The sequence below is a fragment of the Peribacillus sp. YIM B13481 genome, from assembly GCF_042787985.1.
GTDB classification, from domain to species: Bacteria; Bacillota; Bacilli; order Bacillales; family DSM-1321; genus Peribacillus; species Peribacillus simplex_A.
The window spans coordinates 25,944-45,026 of the sequence record NZ_JBHZPE010000027.1 but is presented as its reverse complement, the minus strand read 5'-3'; the positions used below and the strand labels follow the sequence as shown (position 1 = coordinate 45,026).

The window sequence follows — 19,083 nt, the reverse complement described above, 5'->3', positions numbered from 1 at the left end:
ATAATCATTTATGTATTATACAGTATCTAAAAAAGCCATTATGATGAAATAATCTCATTTTGTTAGAAAGGGCAGGATCAATCATGAAAGGTTTACAACTTGTACTTCAAGATATAAAAGCAATGTGGAAACATAAACACGGGAGAATCGCCTTGATTTTCCTTTTGATCGTTCCATTGATTTACTCTGGTTTCTTCTTGGCAGGATATTGGAACCCATATGGACAGATGGATCAGCTCCCTGTAGCAGTGGTCAATCTCGATAATGGTTCGGAAATGGACGATAAGCCAATCGAAGCTGGAAATGATTTCGTTAAACAATTGAAGAAGCAGAAAGAATTGGACTTTCACTTTGTATCAGCAAAGGAGGCTAATAAGGGTCTTAAAAAAGGGGCCTATTATATGGTTGTCACGATTCCGGATGATTTTTCGGAAAATGTCACGACTTTAATGGATGAAAAACCGGAAACGGCTAAACTTTTGTATACTGTCAATCCAGGTAAAAACTTCGTTGCCTCACAGATCAGCACAACTGCTGTTGAAAAGATGACTACAAAGATCAACGCAAGCATTACGAAAGTCTATTCTGAAGGCATCCTTTCAAAATTCCACGATGTTTCTAAAGGCTTGAAGGATGCCGGGGATGGAGCGGAAGAGCTTCATCAAGGAACGGCGGATGCGAAAAGCGGCAGTGAAAACTTGTCTGATGGCATTCAGGACTTGAATGCTGGCGCCCAGAAGCTGAAAACAGGGAGCACAAAGCTCTTGGATGGACAAGAAACCTTAGCCGATGGTGCGGAAGGATTAACATCAGGTTCCCGGAACCTGTATTCCGGCATGAAGCAGCTATCGGAAGGACATCAATCATTGGAAAATGCTTTGAATGAAGTAAATCAGGGGGTTAAGAACTGGTCAGCCGGAAATGCAAAACTGATGCAAGGGCAAAAAGAGGCGGCTGATACAGCGAATACTCTTAAGAAACAATTGGATGCCTATATGAAAAGTCATCCTGATGCAATAAAGGATCAAGACTTCAAGCAAATCATGGCCCTATCTGAAGGATTATCCAAATCAGCCACCGCTTTAAATGCCGGACAAAAACAACTTGGCGAAGGTGCTGCTAAAGTGGCGGATGGACAAGACACCATTCAAACCGGGATGAAAACCTTTGGTGATAAGATGGCACAAGCTACCTCTGATGCTAAGCAATTAAACGAGGGATCTGAACAATTAGCGAATGGATTATTTAAATGGAAAAATGGTTTCTCCACTTTAAATAACGGAATCGATTCGTTAGCCGGCGGAAGCAGCCAGCTAGCCAGTGGATCTACGGAACTTCAAGACGGACTGGCTTCACTGGAAACGGGATCAAGCAAGTTATCCACCAAGCTTAATGAAGCAGCCGATAAAACGGCCAGTCTTCAGTACGGCGATTCGACCACTTCGATGTTCTCTGAACCCGTGCAATTGGTTCAATCCAATCTATCGGAAGTTCCTAACTATGGGACCGGGATTGCCCCTTATTTTCTGTCACTGGCCTTTTATGTAGGTGGTATCATGGCTTCCAATATTTTACCGCTTGGCCGCAGGCAGAATCTAAAGGTTACCGGAACCGTTCATTTCATGAATAAATTAGGGCTGGTATATGTAATCGGCATGATTCAGGCACTTCTAGTGGATGCGGTCGTCCTTTTTGGATTCCATTTACATGTGGCAAGTGTCCCAGTATTCATTCTGTCAAGCATCATCGTTTCATTCACCTTCATGACGTTCATCCTTATGTTGGTGACCGTATTCGGAGTGGTTGGCAAATTCGCAGCAGTGACCCTTCTCGTGTTCCAATTGGCTACTTGCGGCGGAACATTCCCTGGCGAACTCGGCATGCCATTATTAATGAAAATCGGCTCATTTTTACCTATGGCCCACTCACTAAAAGAGCTGCAAGAGGTCATCTCATTAGGAGGCTGGGAAAACTTGCGGACGCAGATATGGATCTTACTTGCCTATCTAATTACTGCAGCGATCATTGGCTGGATAGCCAGTCATATCCAGCATGCAAAGGTAACTTCAAAAGAAGTGACTTCTTGATTTAAAGCGCAGTCTCATTCTAATGGCGCTTTCCTTTTGTAAGTCCTGCTGAAGGATGAACAGCAATATGAAGTGAAATCACTGAATATGGGTAAAAACGCGAATAAAAAGGTTGATCGTTCCTCCAAATTAATCTGGTTTGAGTCGAATTACATTGGCTGTCGGTCGAATTATTCCTATCTGGGTCGAATTATATTGGCTGTCGGTCGAATTATTCCAGGCTGGGTCGAATTATTTTGGCTGTCGGTCGAATTATTCCAGGCTGGGTCGAATTATATTGGCTGTCGGTCGAATTATTCCGTTCCAGCCCGAAAAAGCTTAAGTGAGATAAAGTAAAAGCCCCTATGCGCCTAATTATTCAGGTGGCATAGGGGCTTTTTGGTTGTATCTTTAAGCGGTTTGATTCTTTTTCACGGCTGGTTTTTCTTCAGCCGGCCATGCACGCTTGATGAATAATGACAGAATCAGTGCCACAGCAACAATGAAGGTCGATACAAAGAAGGAGAAGTTAATTCCATCCAGCATCGCCTGCATTCCGACTTGGGCCTGCATTTTTTCCATCACCTCAGCAGTGGGCTGGCTTGTTAATTTGCTCATCGCTTTGGTCATTAAGCTCTCACCGGAAGAAGCTGCATGGTTGGACATGACCGTAACAAGCAATGCAGTACCGATAGCACCGGAGACTTGGTTAAGTGTGTTATTCATCGCTGTACCATGCGGGTTCATACGGGCTGGCAGCGAGTTCAATCCGTTTGTCATGATTGGCATCATTGCCATGGAAAGCCCGAATGCACGAATGGAAAACAGAATCACAATGTGTGTATAAGATGTATCCATTGTAAATTTACTGAAGAAATACGTTGTGACAACGGTGATAAATAAACCGGTTGAAGCAAGCACGCGAGCACCGAACTTATCGAAGAGCTTACCTGTGACCGGTGACATAAGGGCCATTAATAGTGCTCCAGGCAGCATCAGCAAGCCGGAATCAAATGGTGAAATGCCACGGACTGTTTGTGTATACAATGGCATTAGGATCATCCCCGAGAACAGAGCCATATTCAGCGAGATTGAAATCGTTGCAGATAAAGCGAACATTGGATGTTTGAAGATCCTGAATTCAAGCATCGGTGTTTCCATTTTAAGTTGGCGTGTAATGAAAAGGATCAGGGAAATGGCACCGACAATCAATGTTCCATAAACCCAAGGGCTATCCCAACCCTTGCTGCCTGCGGAACTGAATCCGTAAAGCAGGCCGCCAAAGCCCAGGCTTGATAGGATGACCGATAATTTATCGATTCTAATATCGACTTTTTCCTTTTTGTCTTTAAGCTTGAAGAAGCCGAAAATTAGCACTAATAAAGCAAGCGGAGTAATGAAATGGAATAGCATTCTCCAATCATAATGTTCGATGATCCAGCCTGAAAGCGTCGGCCCGATTGCAGGGGCAAACATCATGACTAAACCGAATAATCCCATTGCCGAGCCCCGTTTTTCAACAGGGAAAGCAGTTAAAAGTACGTTCATTAATAACGGCATCATAATTGCAGAACCTGCAGCCTGAACCATACGTGCTCCCAATAATAGTGGGAATGCTTCCGCTACACCTGCAACGATCGTCCCGATTGAGAATAGGAGCATGGCTGTCAGGAAAAGATTACGCACTGAATATTTCCTTATTAAGAAGGCTGTCGCCGGAATCATGATTCCGTTCACGAGCATGTAGCCCGTTGTCAGCCATTGGACTGTGGAAGTTTCTATTCCCAGGTCTGTTTTAATTGATGGCAGTGCAATATTTAAAAGGGTTGAATTCAGTATCGCTATAAACGCACCGATCATCAGTATGGCTAAAATGCCATACGACCCTTTTTTTTCAGTTGTTTGTGCAGTACTCACTTTTTATCTAATCCTCCATCCAAACTATTGGTTCATTTAATTGTACGACGAGTATATCTAAATCTCATAAAATCAATAATATACCCCCAGTTCATTTTTTGCAATAAAAATTTACTTGTTTAAATAAGGGTTTGTACTGTGTTGGAAAATAGAGTACGATTACATTTATACAAGCAGTATAATGAAAATTAGGTGATATGATGAATAATCGAAGGCAGAATGTCATCGATGCGGCTCATAAGCTGTTTATTGATAAGGGCTACCAAGCCACGTCCATTCAGGACATTTTAGACGGCAGCGGTATTTCAAAAGGTACTTTTTATAATTATTTCCCTTCGAAGGGTGAATTATTTATTGCCATTTTCCGTTCCGTCTATACAAGGATTCGCCACGACAGGGAAAAACTGTTAATTGGTCAAGATTCAGCTGATATTGAAATTTTCATCCAGCAGCTCGAATTGCAGATGATGGTGAACAAACAAAGTAAATTGCTTATCCTGATCGAAGAAGTCCGTGTTTCCAACGACGAGGAATTAAAGCAATTCATCAATCAAACTCTATTGTTGAGCATACGATGGATGTATGACCGTTTTCTCGATATATTCGGGGAAAGCAAAAAACCCTATCTATTAGATAGCGTCATTATCTTTCATTCGATGATGACCCATATGAATCATTTTAGTTATCGTGCTAATGCGGTCGGTACACCGGACATACAAATTATCCGCTATTGCATGAACCGAATTGTCCATTTAGTCAATGAAGTGGCTGATAGCGGAGAACAGATCCTTGATCCGGAACAAATGGATACGTGGTTTCCCCACCTTAAAAACCATCTTGATCCTTGCCATAATGATTTGCTAAATTCCACCACGGATTTGAAAAAAGTGATAAACAATGCTTTTACTTGCGGTGAAGATCGATCAAGGGCAATTGAACTGGTCGATTTTATCCAAGATGAGCTGATGCAGTCCGACAAACCGCGAAAATTTTTGATTGAAAGTTTGCTGCTCACTTTAAAGACTCAATATGCAGCGCAGATACAAGGCTACATCGAGACTTTTGAAGAAAGCATCAACTCATGCATGGGCCAATGATGGAATGGTTTAATAGAGGACACACGCACCTACTTAGACGGTAGGTGTTTTTTTATGAGCATCTTTAATAATGCTGCCCCTTTTATCAATGATCACTTTAAGGTGGTGGTAAATATTGGATTTAATAACCATTTTTGCAACAGTGAATATCTTAACGTTTTTTCTCTCAAAAGATAACAATAATCGAAAAACCAAAATTGGAAATCATTATTGCTACTTTCACCAGTTGTTTTTTATATCACATGGAATTCGTTTCGCTTTTTGATAAGGGTGGATTTGCTTCCAGTATTTTCGCATTTCTTTACGGTTTTCTTTTTTTCATGAATGGTTAATCCTATTATGGTTATCCGCTTAAAAGGAATTTGCCAATTTGAAGTAGGTTGTTTTTAAGAATGATTTTTGAATTGCAGGAAGAAGAAAGTCATTTTATAAAAAGAGTTGGTTTTATAAGAGAGGCCTAAGGAAAGACTATCCTTATTATACTAAAGGGAGGTCTAGCTATTTGAGTGTGAATGAAAATGCTTTGTCCATTCTGGCTCTAGGCGGAGTGAATGAAATCGGTAAAAACATGTATGTGGTTCAATATTCAAACGATATGGTCATTATCGACTGTGGTGCAAAGTTTCCTGATGAAAGTTTATTAGGAGTCGACTTGATCATTCCTGATATTTCCTTTCTACAGGAAAATAAGGAGAAGATCCGGGCTTTAATCGTGACTCATGGGCATGAAGATCATATAGGCGGTATCCCCTATTTCTTGAAAAAATTGAATGTACCCATTTATGCCACACGTTTAACACTTGGGTTGATTGAATTGAAGTTAAAAGAACATAACCTTTTGGGTGATACTGAATTAATCCAGATCGACTCGGATTCAACGTTGGAATTTGGGGAGATGAGTCTGGATTTTTTCAAAACGAATCACAGTATTCCTGATTGTCTTGGAGTCACCATGCATACACCGGAGGGCACGGTCGTCCATACAGGGGACTTTAAATTTGACTTAACTCCCATGAATGATCAGTATCCCGATATTCATAAAATGGCCGAAATCGGGAGTGCAGGTGTCTTGGCTTTATTATCTGAGAGCACTAACGCTGAACGTCCAGGCTCCAGTCCCTCAGAGCATCTGGTTGGCAGTCATATTGAAGAGGCGTTTATGCAGGCTAAACAGAAAGTCATTCTTTCAACTTTCGCTTCAAACGTCAATCGCGTTCAACAAGTGGTGAACGCTGCCCAGAAGACAAACCGAAAACTCGCCTTACTGGGACGAAGCATGGTGAATGTCGTATCCGTTGCCATCGAGCGCGGCTACCTTGAGGTTCCTGATGGGATGCTAATTCAAGCACATGAAGTCGATAATTATGCTCCTGAAAGGGTCGCGGTTTTATGTACGGGAAGTCAAGGAGAGCCGTTTGCTGCCCTGTCCCGCCTTTCCAGTTCGAATTATCGGGATATGAGCATATTACCTGGTGATACAGTGATCCTTGCCTCCACTCCAATACCCGGAAATGAACGGGATGTTTCCCGGATCATCGACAACCTGTTCCAATTGGGGGCTAAAGTCATTTACGGTTCTGGGTCTGTAACAGGCATGCATGTTTCTGGACATGCCTATCAGGAAGAGTTAAAGCTCATGCTTACCCTGATGAAACCTAAGTATTTCATACCCATTCACGGTGAGTATAGGATGTTGCACCAACATCGGCTACTTGCTGAGTCTGTAGGGGTGGAAAAGGGCAATACTTTCATTATCAATAATGGCGATGTCGTGGATATTGAAAACTCGGTCGCCCGTCAAACGAGAAAGGTTGCTGCCGGCAATACCTTTGTTGACGGCATGGGCGTTGGTGATGTTGGAGAAGTCGTACTGCGCGACCGTAAGCAGCTTTCCGAAGATGGGATGCTCGTAATTGTCATAACACTAAGCAAGACGGAAAGAAAAATAGTATCAGGACCCGATACCATTTCCCGTGGATTTGTCTATGTTCAAAATTCCGAAGAGCTCCTTCGGCATGTAAATCGTCTTGTCACGAAAACGGTCAACGACTTGCAAAGTGAAAAAATATACCGATGGAATATCATTAAACAAACCATCAAGAAGGAACTCGGGCAATATCTCTATAACCAAACCAAGAAAAAACCAATGATCCTTCCGTTAATCATTGAGATTTAGCGTACACAAAAAGGAACTCGACTTCATATAGTCAAGTTCCTTATTTTCAATCAAGTTCTGATTTACTCGCTCTTGCGGCCATCGCCTTGTTTTTATTCCAAACCTTGAACTTCATGAAAATGGCAGCAAGCCCGATGATCACGATGAATAAAAGACTTATGAAAAACCCGGGACGGATCTCTTTTTCAAGCAGTGTGCCACTGACCGCAGCAAAAATTAGCAGAAGTCCAAAAACGGCGGTAATCTTACTCCAAATTTTATTTTCCAAGATTTTGAATGAAGAAAGAATGATGAATGCCCAGTTATATAAAAGCAATATCCCAGCTGAGGTTGTAATGTATTCATAAATCTTGCCTGGCAGGAGCAAGGCTGTGATGATTGACCCTAAAAGCCCTAAGGCTCCAAGACCCAATGAGGGCAGTGGAAGATCCTTGAATTTTTTGATCTTTTGCATGAATAATGATGGCGCATTCCCATCGTTGGAAAGTGTTACCAACAGATTGGTTACACCAAACAGTGAAGCGGTCATCGTCGAGAAACCGGCAATGATGATCGCACCATTAAATACATGAGGGAAAAATGTCAGGTGATAATTGTCCAATGCCGAAACAAATGGGCTTTCTTTTTCATTGAATGCTCCTAATGAAACCATGGTTACGGCTAATCCCAATGAAACCACATATATGATCGTAAGAACCATGAGCATGATCGTCCCTGCCTTTGGCGCATCCTCTTTCTTTTTCAGCTGCATCGCCATCAATCCAATGACTTCAATGCCGCCAAACGCATAAAAAGCATAGATAAGGGATGTCCAAAACCCTTTTAGGCCTTTTGGAAATAATTCATTGTACGTATTCGGAAATGATGGCGGTTTCCCTCCATCAAGACCAAACCAGCCGAAAACGGCACATATTGCTAAAATGATAAACATTACGATTGCCGCTGTCTTAATTACAGCAAGGATGTTTTCAACTCTGTCGAACCCTTTTGTTCCAAGCAATACCACAAAAATTGAAATAATGGCAAATCCAGCCGCAAATAGCCACAGTGGGACTTTCGGGAACCAAAATTGAGATAACAGCGAAAGCGCAGTAAGTTGACTTCCCATGATCAATATATTGGAGGACCAATAATTCCAGCCACAGCTAAAGCCAGCCCATCGTCCAAATGCTTTATTGGCATAATAACAAAAAGAACCCTCTTGAGGATCGGCAGCCGTCATCTTAGCAAGCAGATTATAAACGATGTATGTACCTAGTGCAGCCAAAACAAATGAAAATACAATAGATGGCCCTGTCGTTTTAATCCCTATGGTGGATCCAAGAAAATATCCTGTCCCGATTGTACAGCCTACACCGACTAATGATAGCTGCCACCATTTCATATCGCCATGTTGTTCACCTGATTTGGAATCTTGAACAGCCTTCCCTTTTGCTGAACTGCAATTGGCTTTTGTTGTCATAACATTCCCCCCCTCCATCATTCATAGTGTTGATAATGCCACAATGAATTATGCAAGGAAGAAGTTATCATATGGTTAAATAATTCCCGAATAACATTGAAGTGATATGTAATGCATCGAAGCATTATTATGCGATGGCACGAATGCCTTGATAGGCAAAATAAACCCCAAAACCAGTCAGTGATAATCCAGAGATGATCGAAATGGCCATTAAGCTTTTTTCATTTAAGAACATGCGAAATCCATTCGTCAATGCCGCTACAAAAAAATCCCAGCAGATAAGACCCAGAAAGATCATCCCGCTATAGATGAACAATTGGGATGTCCCATAACTTGAAGCTGTCTTAGCTAAAACAGATCCATATATCCCTAACCAAAATAAAATGGATAATGGACTGGTCACTGACATAATGAACCCAGTTAAAAAGCAGGAAAATTAAGAATCTCTATTCCTGTATTGATTTAATGATATCGTATTTACCCGTAAAACACTTTCCATCCCAGAATAAATAAGCACAAATCCGCCAAAAAGCCATAGAAAGATTTGGACGATCGGGATTTCTAAAAACCGTACCATACCCACATACACTAAAATCATGAACAAGGCATCTGCGATCATCGCCCCTGTTCCAACGATCCAGGCATGCCAAAACCCGTTCTTGATTCCTTTATCGATCGAGCAGAATTCACCGGGCCGATCGGTGCTGCAAGGGTAAGCCCTAAGAAAAAGTAACTCAGCAGTAAATGTACACTCAAAAAGCATCACTCCTTCGAGCTTGTTCATGACTTGTACATTCTATGTGACAACCCCCACCCATATCATCAAACTGATAAAATATTGATGGCTTAATGAAGTAAATAGCGCTTCACGCGAATTACACAAAAAAAAGCCGTGGACAAGACAAACCAAGCTTTCTTTTTTCCGAAGCCTTTTAGCTAGCTGCTTCTTTCTTGTCTGTACTAATGAATTTCAAAACAATCAATACAATGCATATACCAATGATTCCTGAAATGATATAGCTCATATTGAGATGATTTTTCATGACAAGGGACATGACCGGCGGGCCTGCTGCAACTCCGATGAACCTTGATGACATGTAAAAGGAGGTTATCGTCCCCCGCTGTTCCTTTTTTATATTTTGAGTGATGATGGCGTCGAGTGTCGGCAATAACGCACCAATTGCAATCCCCACCAAGCTCGTTACGAGTAATAACAGGAAAACCTTCTCTTTTGTAAAACCGACAAATACAAGGCTGATTGAAAGGACGGCTAAACTGATCATGATGATCTTTTTCATGATTGGTAATTCTCCCTTGATTTTTTTCCCTGCAACATAAGAAGATACACAAAGGAAAAACAGCGGGATCGCTATCACTAAGCCTTTTTTGACTCCATGCAAATCATGGATTTTTTCAAGATTGTCTGACAAAAAGAAAAGAACACCGAACAGAACCAACATGACAAATACACCAATCAGGAAAATTGTATATAACCATTTTCCTTCCTGCTTGAATATTTTTTTCGTATCATGCCAGAATTCTTTTAATTTCTTCGGCTCATTCTTCTCTTTTGGTACCTTTATAAAGAAAAAGACCAAGACAATAGATATTAAACTGAAGAATGAAATCGAGAAGAATGGTAAAAACCAGATAAATGCAGCAAAAAGGGAACCCAATATTGGACTCAGTACTTTCCCAAATGTGTTGGAGGTTTCGATAATACCCAAACAAGCACTGGTTTTTTCATCATCATCCTTGTAAAGGTCCCCCACTAGTGGCAATATGATGGGCGAGGCTCCAGATGCCCCAATCCCTTGCAATACTCTCCCAATGATGATCCATGTATAAGGATTATCCATTTTCCATGATGCATAACCTGCAACCAAGCCGCCAATAAGGGCAAGGACAAGGCTTGGCAAAATCACCATTTTCCGTCCAAATCGATCTGATAAATAACCAGCTATAGGAATTAAAAAAATGGATGCAACGGAATAGCTTGTTATCACCATGCTCGATTGAAAAGAAGATATTCCCACCTTTTCTTCAAAAATGGGCAAAACCGGGATAAGCATTGAATTTCCAAGGGTCATTACCAATGGAATCGATGCCATACTGATCAGACACCACACGCTTACATTATTATTTTGCTTCTCATGACCTTCCATACTTACACTCCTCATCCATTATAAAAGCAACTTATTGCATAAAAGGTAACCTTATCTTTGACCTTATTAAGATGTCTTTAATTATTATGTTATTGAACAGATAGATTTATTCAGTAGCGCGAAACCCAAAATTATCCCTTGTGTTCCTAGTTTGCCTCGACTTTAAAATTCTTTATAGCAAATAACCCATTCTTTAAAAGAATGGGTTTCCAGTATTTAAATACAGCGTTTTACTCGACTATTTCTTCCCTTCCATTTCTGCTACTAAGCAGCTTTAGGGACACCGTTTTTTATAAAAGAATGATATTCCTCTCTTTGCACTCCTTTAATATTTGGTCATTCCAAACCGAAACCTGAACTTCCCCAATATGTGCTTTCTTTAACAAAAACATGCATAATCTGGATTGCCCTATTCCTCCACCTATTGAATGCGGAAGTTTTCCTTCCAATACCGACTTATGATATTCGAGCGTCGTACGATCTTCGTTTTTGGATAACCTTAATTGCTTTAACAGCGAATCTTCATCTACTCGAATTCCCATTGAAGAAACTTCAAAAGCACATTCCAAAAGTGGATTCCACAATACGATATCTCCATTTAGCTCCCAATCCTCATAATCTGGTGAACGTCCATCATGTTTTTCTCCTGATTGCAACTTTTTTCCAATCTTCATAATAAAAATCGCACCATATTTCTTTGCTACTACATTTTCTCTTTCCATTGGAGTCAGATTCGGGTATAAATCCTCCAATTCCTGTGTCGTAATAAAGTGAATTTCATTAGGCAGCACAGGTCTAAGCATAGGATGGAATTCAAACATATGAAGTTCGGTCGCCTTAATAGCTTTATATATTTTTTTCACTTCGGACTTTAATGTATTTAAGTTACGCTGTTCTTTTGCTATGACTTTCTCCCAGTCCCATTGATCAACAAATAATGAGCGTAAATTATCTAATTTTTCATCACGTCTTATCGCATTCATATTTGTGTAAATTCCTTCATCAAAAGTAAGGCCATACCTAGATAGAGTTATTCTTTTCCACTTTTCCAAAGATTGGACCACTTCTATTTGTTTAACTTAATCTCCAAAGCATCAAACGCAAGGATCCATTCCATACCATTTAAATTGTCATTTATCCCATTACCCTCATTTAAAACGATAGGAGCTGATACTTTAATAAGGTTTAATGCATTTGAAAGTCCTTCTTCAAAATGACCCTTAATTTCATTTATCGCTATATCCGTATGTATGATATCAAGGATCGATTTGTATTTATTTGGCATCGATAATTTGGGCATAATTATCCTCCAATTTGTTTTTGACCCGGGGTTTAATAACGCATATATTGCAAATTGGCATCTTTCCATATAACTAAATTGCAATATGAAGGAACTTTCTGGGTTGTTACAAAACACCACCAGCCTGATCGGATCATTTTCCATAATTAACTATATTCACTCAGATAAAAAGGTGGTACAAGTCCAATTGTTTGAATACATTCAAATAATCAGGATGTATCAAACAATGAGGTGATGATTTGGGTGCTTTTTTCAGCTATGTATTATTAGGCTTATCACTGGCAGCTCCTATCGGTCCCATTAACGCTGCTCAATTGGACAAGGGAATCAAGAAAGGTTTTTGGCATGCCTGGATTTTCGGCTGGGGTGCCATTTTAGCGGATGTTGTCTTCATAGCCCTCGTTTTTTTCGGTGTCGTCCACTTTTTAGATAACTCCTTCATGAAGACATTTTTGTGGCTTTTTGGCTTTTTCGTCCTGACCTATACCGGAATCGAAAGTCTGCTTAGTGCGGGTAAGATTGAAGTGAATGTACGGAAAGCGAAAGATTCCCTTTTTTCTTCATTCCTATCAGGATTCATCATGTCCCTTTCGAATCCTTTATCCATTTTGTTTTGGCTGGGGATTTATGGATCAATTCTCGCAAACTCCGCTTCAAAATATGATATGAATCATTTACTTTTATACAGTTCAGGGATTCTTATCGGCCTCTTAGCCTGGGATTTCACAATGGCTATCATCGCCAGCACCTTCAGACGTTTTTTATCCAAATCCATTCTAATGGGCATTTCGATCATATCAGGGATATCCCTGATAGGGATAGGCATTTACTTCGCCATCCAAGCGGCCAAGGTTTTATTTACATAAGATCTAATTGTAGAAAAAAAGACCAAACAGAGGCCATGGCTATCTTAATCCTGTATCGAAATTAGCATTTACTCGTGAGTTTTAGGGATTTACTCGTGAGTTTCAATGATTTACTCGTGAATTTGGTGCATTTACTCGTGAGTTCCAATGATTTACTCGTGAATTTGGTACATTTACTCGTGATTAATAGGTGGCATAATAGAAAAAAGGACAGCTAAATGCTGTCCTTTTTTCTCCAAACTCAACCTAATGGGCCTTTAATGGAAATGAAAGCATTTATTCGTGAATTCCGCATTAATTTACTCCTCTAAAATTTTTTAGATGCTTCGCCCTTTTATTTGTTGGACCACTTTCTTGATAAACCCTTCTATTGCGACACTTTTATATTCTTGTTCCCCGTATTTTCGGACATTCACTTCATTTTCTTTTTCCTCTTTATCTCCAAGGACAAGCATATATGGGATTTTCCCTATCTGTGCTTCCCTAACTTTATATCCCAGCTTTTCATTCCGTTCATCAATTTTCACCCTTATGCCGTGACCCTTCAGTTCTTTTTGAACCTTTAAACAATAATTCAAATGAACATGAGAGACAGGGATGATCTGTACTTGCACCGGGGCAAGCCATACTGGAAAAGCACCAGCAAAATGTTCAATCAGGATTCCAAAAAAACGGTCGATCGATCCAAAGATCGCGCGATGAATGACGACCGGACGGACCTTTTGATTATTTTCATCGATGTAAGTCAAATCAAATTTATCGGGCATTTGAAAATCAAGTTGAATCGTTGCACATTGATGGCTTCGTTTTAGTGCATCTTTAATATGAAAATCAATTTTCGGGCCATAAAATGCCCCGTCCCCCTCATTTAATTGATAATGTATCCCGATGTTTTCCAGAACTTTTTTCAAGGCTGATTCAGAATCCTCCCAAAGGGAATCATCGCCCAATGAATCCTCTGGACGAGTCGACAGCTCCACTGAATACTCGAATCCAAAAGTACGATACACCTCGTCAATAAGATGAAATACTTGTTTAATCTCACTTTCGATTTGGTCCTGCCGAACAAAAATATGGGCATCATCCTGACAAAATGTCCGGACCCGGAGCATCCCGTTTAATGCACCGCTATACTCGTGCCGGTGGACTTGACCGAACTCGGCCATCCGGATGGGTAAATCCCTGTAAGAATAAAGATTGTTTTTGAATATGAGCATATGACCCGGACAGTTCATTGGCTTCATCGCGAATTTTGTATGATCTACATCTGTGAAATACATATTTTCATGGTAATGATCCCAGTGGCCCGATTGTTCCCATAACCGCTGGTTCATCATGAAAGGAGTCCGAACTTCGTCGTAATCAGCGTCGGTCTGAAGCTCCCGCGAGAACTTCTCCAATTCATTTCTAATAATTTGTCCCTTCGGTAAATAAAACGGCATTCCAGGGGCTTCCTCCGAAAACATGAATAACTCCAATTGCTTCCCTAATTTACGGTGATCGCGTTTGGCTGCTTCTTCTATGAATTTCAAATGATCCTGTAAATCCTTTTTCTTTCTGAAAGCCACGCCATACACCCGTTGAAGAACTTCATTTTGACTGTCTCCCCGCCAATAGGCACCTGATACACGAGTTAATTTGAACGATTTTACATATGACGTCGATGGAAGATGCGGCCCTCTGCAAAGATCGATGAAATCCCCCTGTTGATAGAGTGTTAGTTTTTCACCCTTAGGGATATTCTTTGCTATATCCAACTTGAATGACTCTCCTCTACCCTCAAATAACTTCACAGCTTCTTCATAAGACACTTCGACTCTTTTAATTTCCAGGTTTTCATTTATGATATGTTCCATCTCTTTTTCAATAGCTTGTAGATCTTCTGAGCTCAAAGGATGTTCTAACTTAAAATCATAGTAAAAACCATCTTCAACGACTGGCCCCATCCCTAATTCCACATTATCGTATAATCTCTTGATGGCTTGTGCCAAAACATGCGCCGATGTATGACGTAAAACTTGTAATCCCTCATCCGAATCCAGAGTAAGGATCGACAATTCGGCATCTTTATCCAACTTGAAACTTAGATCAACCAGCTTTTCGTCCAGTTTTCCTACTACTGCCTTTTTCCTTAAACTTGAGCTGATGGACCCTGCCACACTTTCCACTGTCATACCTTGCGGATATTCCTTTTGCTGCCCATCCGGGAATTGAACTTTAATCATTTTTTCACCCATCACATAAACACCCCTTTTTTGGTAATAAAAAAACGCACTCATCCCTATGCAAGGGACGAGCGCGTTTACCCGTGGTTCCACCCAATTTCCCATAAGCAAGAAACACTCATGGCTCTGGAGCTTGTAACGCAGCTTAGACGATATCAGTTACTTTACGTTCACCGATATAGCTCAAAGGCGGTAAATCAGTTTCCTAAGCCAGGAAGTTCGCAGCTGTCCTTCCCTCTCTGTAGACCGTAAAAATGATTCATGTCCTTATCATGGCAATAATTATTAAAATAAAAAAACGCACTCATCCCTATGCAAGGGACGAGCGCGTTTACCCGTGGTTCCACCCAATTTCCCATAAGCAAGANTTATCATGGCAATAATTATTAAAATAAAAAAACGCACTCATCCCTATGCAAGGGACGAGCGCGTTTACCCGTGGTTCCACCCAATTTCCCATAAGCAAGAAAACACTCATGGCTCTGGAGCTTGTAACGCAGCTTAGACGATATCAGTTACTCTTGTTCACCGATATGGCTCAAAGGCGGTAAATCAGTTTCCTAAGCCAGGAAGTTCGCAGCTGCCCTTCCCTCTCTGTAGACCGTAAAAATGATTCATGTCCTTATCATGGCAATAATTATTAAAATAAAAAACGCACCCATCCCTAAGTAAGGGACGAGTGCGTTATACCCGTGATTCCACCCAATTTCCCATAAGCAAAAAACGCTCATGGCTCTGGAGCTTGTAACGCAGCTTAGACGATATCAGTTACTTTACGTTCACCGATATGGCTCAAAGGCGGTAAATCAGTTTCCTAAGCCAGGAAGTTCGCAGCTGCCCTTCCCTCTCTGTAGACCGTAAAAATGATTCATGTCCTTATCATGGCTTCTTAACATGTTAATGGTTTTTATATTGTTATATATATTACAATAAATTCCCATAAGTGACAACATCGAATGATTTGATTTCAGAATTTTTTTCATGTTAATAAATAGGCAGAAGGTTAAATCAAATACTATCTCCAATAGATATTAAATTGGTATAATTAGTAAAAAAGGAGTCTCTATGAAAAGATTAAGCAATTGGTCCATCGTATTTGCAGTGATTGGTGCCGTATCATTTGGCTGTTCTTTTGTTTTTCCTAAAGCCTTTGAGCCTCTTATGGCCATAGGATTAGGTGCTTTACTTATTGGCATGTTATTTAGTTTCGGGGCGATGTTTAAAAGTGAAAAAGGAAAGTCGAAATTTTTGGCTGTGGCTGCATTCTTTCTTTTAAGTTTCATTCTCGTTTGGAATGAACCATTTCAAATTGTCAGGCTCTTGACCTGGATGAAAAATTAAATGAAAAAACCCGTTCGCCATGACGGGTTTTTTCATTGATTCATTCTTCATCGGCTATCGTTCGACTTGAATTCTTTATTCCAAGCCATATCGTAAGTCCAGTGGTCCAGAGTATTAGCGCGCATCCAAAGCCGAGCAATGATAACGGTGCAAGGATTTGATGCTCCCCAACCATGACGGTGTCTGGCACAATCAGCCATGTGATAAGCGCCAATAAGCAGAGAAGCACACCTGTTGCATAATAAACCTTGATTTGGAAAAGTGACGCCAATGGTAAAAAATGAATCCCTACAATAATGGCGATGACCCCCGGTATAAGATCGGTGTGATTGATCAAGTTACAGATGGTAATGGCAATCCCAATCAGCAAACCTTCGGCAATGAAGACCATATTAAACAAAAATCCGATACGCTTAAGACGTCTTGCCCCATCATCTGAAACTTGATTGGACATTTTTTGTGATGCATGTATTAATGAAATGCCAACGATAACCATGATGATTCCCACGAATATGGCTGCGAGTTCCACGTAGGGAAACCCCCACCCTTGCAATCCCATTACACCGGTACCCGCCCACAGTGTTCCGAAGACCGCCATGAAAATGACTCCAATTCCAGAACCGCGAAACGCCTCTTTCATCATCAGTTTCCTTTCATCCACAGTATAATCGTACATAGAATAATATTGCACCACTTCCCCAATTATTCAGCTATAAAAAAATCATTTGAGATGAGATAATTGCCGTTTCAGAGATATAATTCGATTTTCGCAGATATATTCCGTTTTTCGAAGATATAATTCGATTTTCGTAGATATATTCCGTTTTTCGAAGATATATTCCGTTTTTCGAAGATATAATTGGGTTTCGATACAAATCTTCATGAAAAAAACCTGAGTCCTCCAAGGGGTCTCAGGTTTTTTCATTCATATCAAGCCACATCTGATTTGTCAAATTGACAATCTTTTAATGAAATTAATTTGGTCTTATGATAAATCTTGTATCCTAGCCAAATCGCCAGGAATAGCGGCAGTCCGATATAGGAGACAGCGACGCCATACCAGTCGATGCTGCCGCTTAGGAATGCTTCATAGTTCTGCCCTGCAATGACACCCATGCAAAGGACGAATGAAAGAATCGGACCGAATGGAAACCATTTTGCTTTATATTTCAATTCGTTTATGTCACCGCCCTGTGCGACGTAGGCGCGTCTAAAGCGATAATGGCTTATGGCTATTCCAATCCAGGCGATAAAGCCGGTTAGCCCCGATGCGTTTAATAGCCATGTAAATACATGATCCCCAAAAATGGAGGTCAAGAAGGCGAGCCCGCCAATTAATGCCGTAAGAATCAAAGCATTCATCGGGATTCCCCTGTGGTTGACTTTAGCAAGGAATTTGGGAGCTTGATTATCTTTCGCCATCGACCATAACATCCGCGTTGAAGCATAAAGCCCCGAGTTCCCTGCGGATAGTAAGGAAGTCAATACGACAGCATTCATGACGGATGCCGCGAATGCAAATCCTGCGCGTTCAAAAACAAGCGTGAAAGGGCTTACAGAAATATTTTCCACATCCCCGTTCAGCAAACTTGGACTTGTATAAGGAATTAACAGGCCGAGTATCAGGATGGCCCCGATGTAAAACAATAGGATGCGCCAAAATACTTGACGGATCGCATTCGGGACATTTTTTTCGGGATTCTCACTTTCACCGGCAGCAATACCAACCAGTTCCGTGCCTTGAAAGGAAAAGCCGGCTATTAGAAAGATTGAGATGATCGATAAAAACCCTCCCTTGAATGGTGCCTCACCCATGGTGAAGTTTTCGAACCCGATCACCTTTCCGCCAAAAACCCCTAAAATGGTCAATAATCCAATAATGATAAAGAAAATGATCGCGACGACTTTTATTAACGCAAACCAATATTCAGATTCACCATAGCTTTTAATGGATAGGGCGTTGAGGGTGAAGACGATTCCTAGAAATAATGCACTCCATAAAAGGCTGGGTACATCAGGGAGCCAGAATTTCATGATGATGGCTGCTGCAGCTATTTCCACGGCAAGGGTGACTGCCCAGTTAAACCAATAATTCCAGCCAAGTGCAAAGCCGAATGCGGGATCTACAAAGCGTGTGGCGTAGGTCGAAAATGATCCCGATACAGGCATATATGTCGCCATTTCCCCTAAGCTTGTCATAAGGAAATAAACCATGATCCCAATGCATGCATATGCAGCGAGGGCACCACCGGGCCCTGCGCTTTGGATGGTTGCCCCGCTTGCCAGGAATAATCCGGTTCCGATTGAACCGCCTATGGCAATCATGGTCATATGCCTTGCTTTCAGTTTCCTTTTAACTGTCGGTTCTTGATTATCAATGAGATTCATGTCCATATGGTTCCTACCTCATTTTCTATTAAAGTTAAAAGATTTATATAGTCCCCAACTATCGCTTTTTCGGAAGACTA

12 protein-coding genes, 2 pseudogenes and 3 other annotated features are annotated in these 19,083 nt (G+C 40.9%); of the genes and pseudogenes, 6 read left to right on the top strand and 8 right to left on the bottom strand.

Features of this window, described 5'->3' with window-relative positions:
• Window positions 1–83: 83 nt before the first annotated feature.
• On the top strand, window positions 84–2,087 hold the full coding sequence (locus ACFX4X_RS15755) for a YhgE/Pip family protein (protein WP_377384680.1): 2,004 nt from the start codon (window positions 84–86) through the stop codon (window positions 2,085–2,087).
• Between the two features lie 87 nt (window positions 2,088–2,174).
• Window positions 2,175–2,423 carry a hypothetical protein gene (locus ACFX4X_RS15750; protein ID WP_377384678.1) on the top strand — a complete coding sequence of 83 codons (249 nt, stop codon included), beginning with the start codon at window positions 2,175–2,177 and terminating at the stop codon, window positions 2,421–2,423.
• Window positions 2,424–2,477: 54 nt separating this feature from the next.
• Here the strand turns inward: ACFX4X_RS15750 and ACFX4X_RS15745 are convergent, their stop codons facing one another.
• The gene (locus tag ACFX4X_RS15745) at window positions 2,478–3,983 is read right to left on the bottom strand and encodes a DHA2 family efflux MFS transporter permease subunit (protein WP_377384676.1); all 1,506 of its coding nucleotides are present in this window, start codon (window positions 3,981–3,983) and stop codon (window positions 2,478–2,480) included.
• 200 nt (window positions 3,984–4,183) lie between these two features.
• Here ACFX4X_RS15745 and ACFX4X_RS15740 point away from each other — a divergent pair, with 200 nt between their 5' ends.
• A complete protein-coding gene (locus ACFX4X_RS15740; protein WP_377384674.1) occupies window positions 4,184–5,080 on the top strand; it encodes a TetR/AcrR family transcriptional regulator in 897 nt (298 codons plus the stop codon).
• A 502-nt stretch (window positions 5,081–5,582) separates the two neighbouring features.
• Window positions 5,583–7,256: a ribonuclease J gene (locus ACFX4X_RS15735; protein WP_377384672.1), complete on the top strand. Its 1,674-nt coding sequence runs from the start codon at window positions 5,583–5,585 to the stop codon at window positions 7,254–7,256.
• A 46-nt stretch (window positions 7,257–7,302) separates the two neighbouring features.
• Here the strand turns inward: ACFX4X_RS15735 and ACFX4X_RS15730 are convergent, their stop codons facing one another.
• From ACFX4X_RS15730 to asnA, 4 genes and pseudogenes are all read right to left on the bottom strand, one after another.
• Window positions 7,303–8,718: an amino acid permease gene (locus tag ACFX4X_RS15730; protein ID WP_377384670.1), complete on the bottom strand. Its 1,416-nt coding sequence runs from the start codon at window positions 8,716–8,718 to the stop codon at window positions 7,303–7,305.
• A gap of 127 nt (window positions 8,719–8,845) precedes the next feature.
• Window positions 8,846–9,474, bottom strand: a pseudogene (locus ACFX4X_RS15725) (LysE family transporter).
• 176 nt (window positions 9,475–9,650) lie between these two features.
• The gene (locus tag ACFX4X_RS15720) at window positions 9,651–10,883 is read right to left on the bottom strand and encodes an MFS transporter (RefSeq protein WP_377384668.1); all 1,233 of its coding nucleotides are present in this window, start codon (window positions 10,881–10,883) and stop codon (window positions 9,651–9,653) included.
• Between the two features lie 290 nt (window positions 10,884–11,173).
• Window positions 11,174–12,168, bottom strand: a pseudogene (asnA, locus tag ACFX4X_RS15715) (aspartate--ammonia ligase).
• Between the two features lie 254 nt (window positions 12,169–12,422).
• Here asnA and ACFX4X_RS15710 point away from each other — a divergent pair.
• The gene (locus tag ACFX4X_RS15710; RefSeq protein WP_089364094.1) at window positions 12,423–13,049 is read left to right on the top strand and encodes a LysE family transporter; all 627 of its coding nucleotides are present in this window, start codon (window positions 12,423–12,425) and stop codon (window positions 13,047–13,049) included.
• 317 nt (window positions 13,050–13,366) lie between these two features.
• Here the strand turns inward: ACFX4X_RS15710 and thrS are convergent, their stop codons facing one another.
• Window positions 13,367–15,274, bottom strand: a complete 1,908-nt coding sequence (thrS, locus tag ACFX4X_RS15705; protein WP_377384716.1) for a threonine--tRNA ligase — start codon at window positions 15,272–15,274, stop codon at window positions 13,367–13,369.
• Between the two features lie 60 nt (window positions 15,275–15,334).
• Window positions 15,335–15,557, bottom strand: a binding site (T-box leader).
• Window positions 15,558–15,689: 132 nt separating this feature from the next.
• Window positions 15,690–15,912, bottom strand: a binding site (T-box leader).
• A gap of 30 nt (window positions 15,913–15,942) precedes the next feature.
• Window positions 15,943–16,166, bottom strand: a binding site (T-box leader).
• A gap of 173 nt (window positions 16,167–16,339) precedes the next feature.
• On the opposite strand from thrS, the gene ACFX4X_RS15700 reads away from it, so the two are divergent.
• Window positions 16,340–16,615 (top strand): hypothetical protein, encoded by a 276-nt coding sequence (locus tag ACFX4X_RS15700; protein ID WP_377384666.1) that lies wholly within the window; start codon window positions 16,340–16,342, stop codon window positions 16,613–16,615.
• 40 nt (window positions 16,616–16,655) lie between these two features.
• Here ACFX4X_RS15700 and ACFX4X_RS15695 read toward each other — a convergent pair whose 3' ends face one another.
• Both ACFX4X_RS15695 and ACFX4X_RS15690 read right to left on the bottom strand, forming a co-directional pair.
• Entirely contained in the window at window positions 16,656–17,291 is a 636-nt protein-coding gene (locus tag ACFX4X_RS15695) for a DUF7010 family protein (protein WP_284469848.1), read from the bottom strand.
• Window positions 17,292–17,545: 254 nt separating this feature from the next.
• On the bottom strand, window positions 17,546–19,009 hold the full coding sequence (locus ACFX4X_RS15690; protein WP_377384664.1) for an amino acid permease: 1,464 nt from the start codon (window positions 19,007–19,009) through the stop codon (window positions 17,546–17,548).
• Window positions 19,010–19,083: the final 74 nt, after the last annotated feature.

What these genes read in the sequence shown, in the direction of transcription:
- ACFX4X_RS15755 (WP_377384680.1), top strand. Translation starts at nt 84, where the DNA reads ATGAAAGGTTTACAACTTGTACTTCAAGATATAAAAGCAATGTGGAAA.
- ACFX4X_RS15750 (WP_377384678.1), top strand. Translation starts at nt 2,175, where the DNA reads ATGGGTAAAAACGCGAATAAAAAGGTTGATCGTTCCTCCAAATTAATC.
- ACFX4X_RS15740 (WP_377384674.1), top strand. Translation starts at nt 4,184, where the DNA reads ATGAATAATCGAAGGCAGAATGTCATCGATGCGGCTCATAAGCTGTTT.
- ACFX4X_RS15730 (WP_377384670.1), bottom strand. Translation starts at nt 8,718, where the DNA reads ATGACAACAAAAGCCAATTGCAGTTCAGCAAAAGGGAAGGCTGTTCAA.
- ACFX4X_RS15720 (WP_377384668.1), bottom strand. Translation starts at nt 10,883, where the DNA reads ATGGAAGGTCATGAGAAGCAAAATAATAATGTAAGCGTGTGGTGTCTG.
- thrS (WP_377384716.1), bottom strand. Translation starts at nt 15,274, where the DNA reads ATGATTAAAGTTCAATTCCCGGATGGGCAGCAAAAGGAATATCCGCAA.
- ACFX4X_RS15700 (WP_377384666.1), top strand. Translation starts at nt 16,340, where the DNA reads ATGAAAAGATTAAGCAATTGGTCCATCGTATTTGCAGTGATTGGTGCC.
- ACFX4X_RS15695 (WP_284469848.1), bottom strand. Translation starts at nt 17,291, where the DNA reads ATGTACGATTATACTGTGGATGAAAGGAAACTGATGATGAAAGAGGCG.
- ACFX4X_RS15690 (WP_377384664.1), bottom strand. Translation starts at nt 19,009, where the DNA reads ATGGACATGAATCTCATTGATAATCAAGAACCGACAGTTAAAAGGAAA.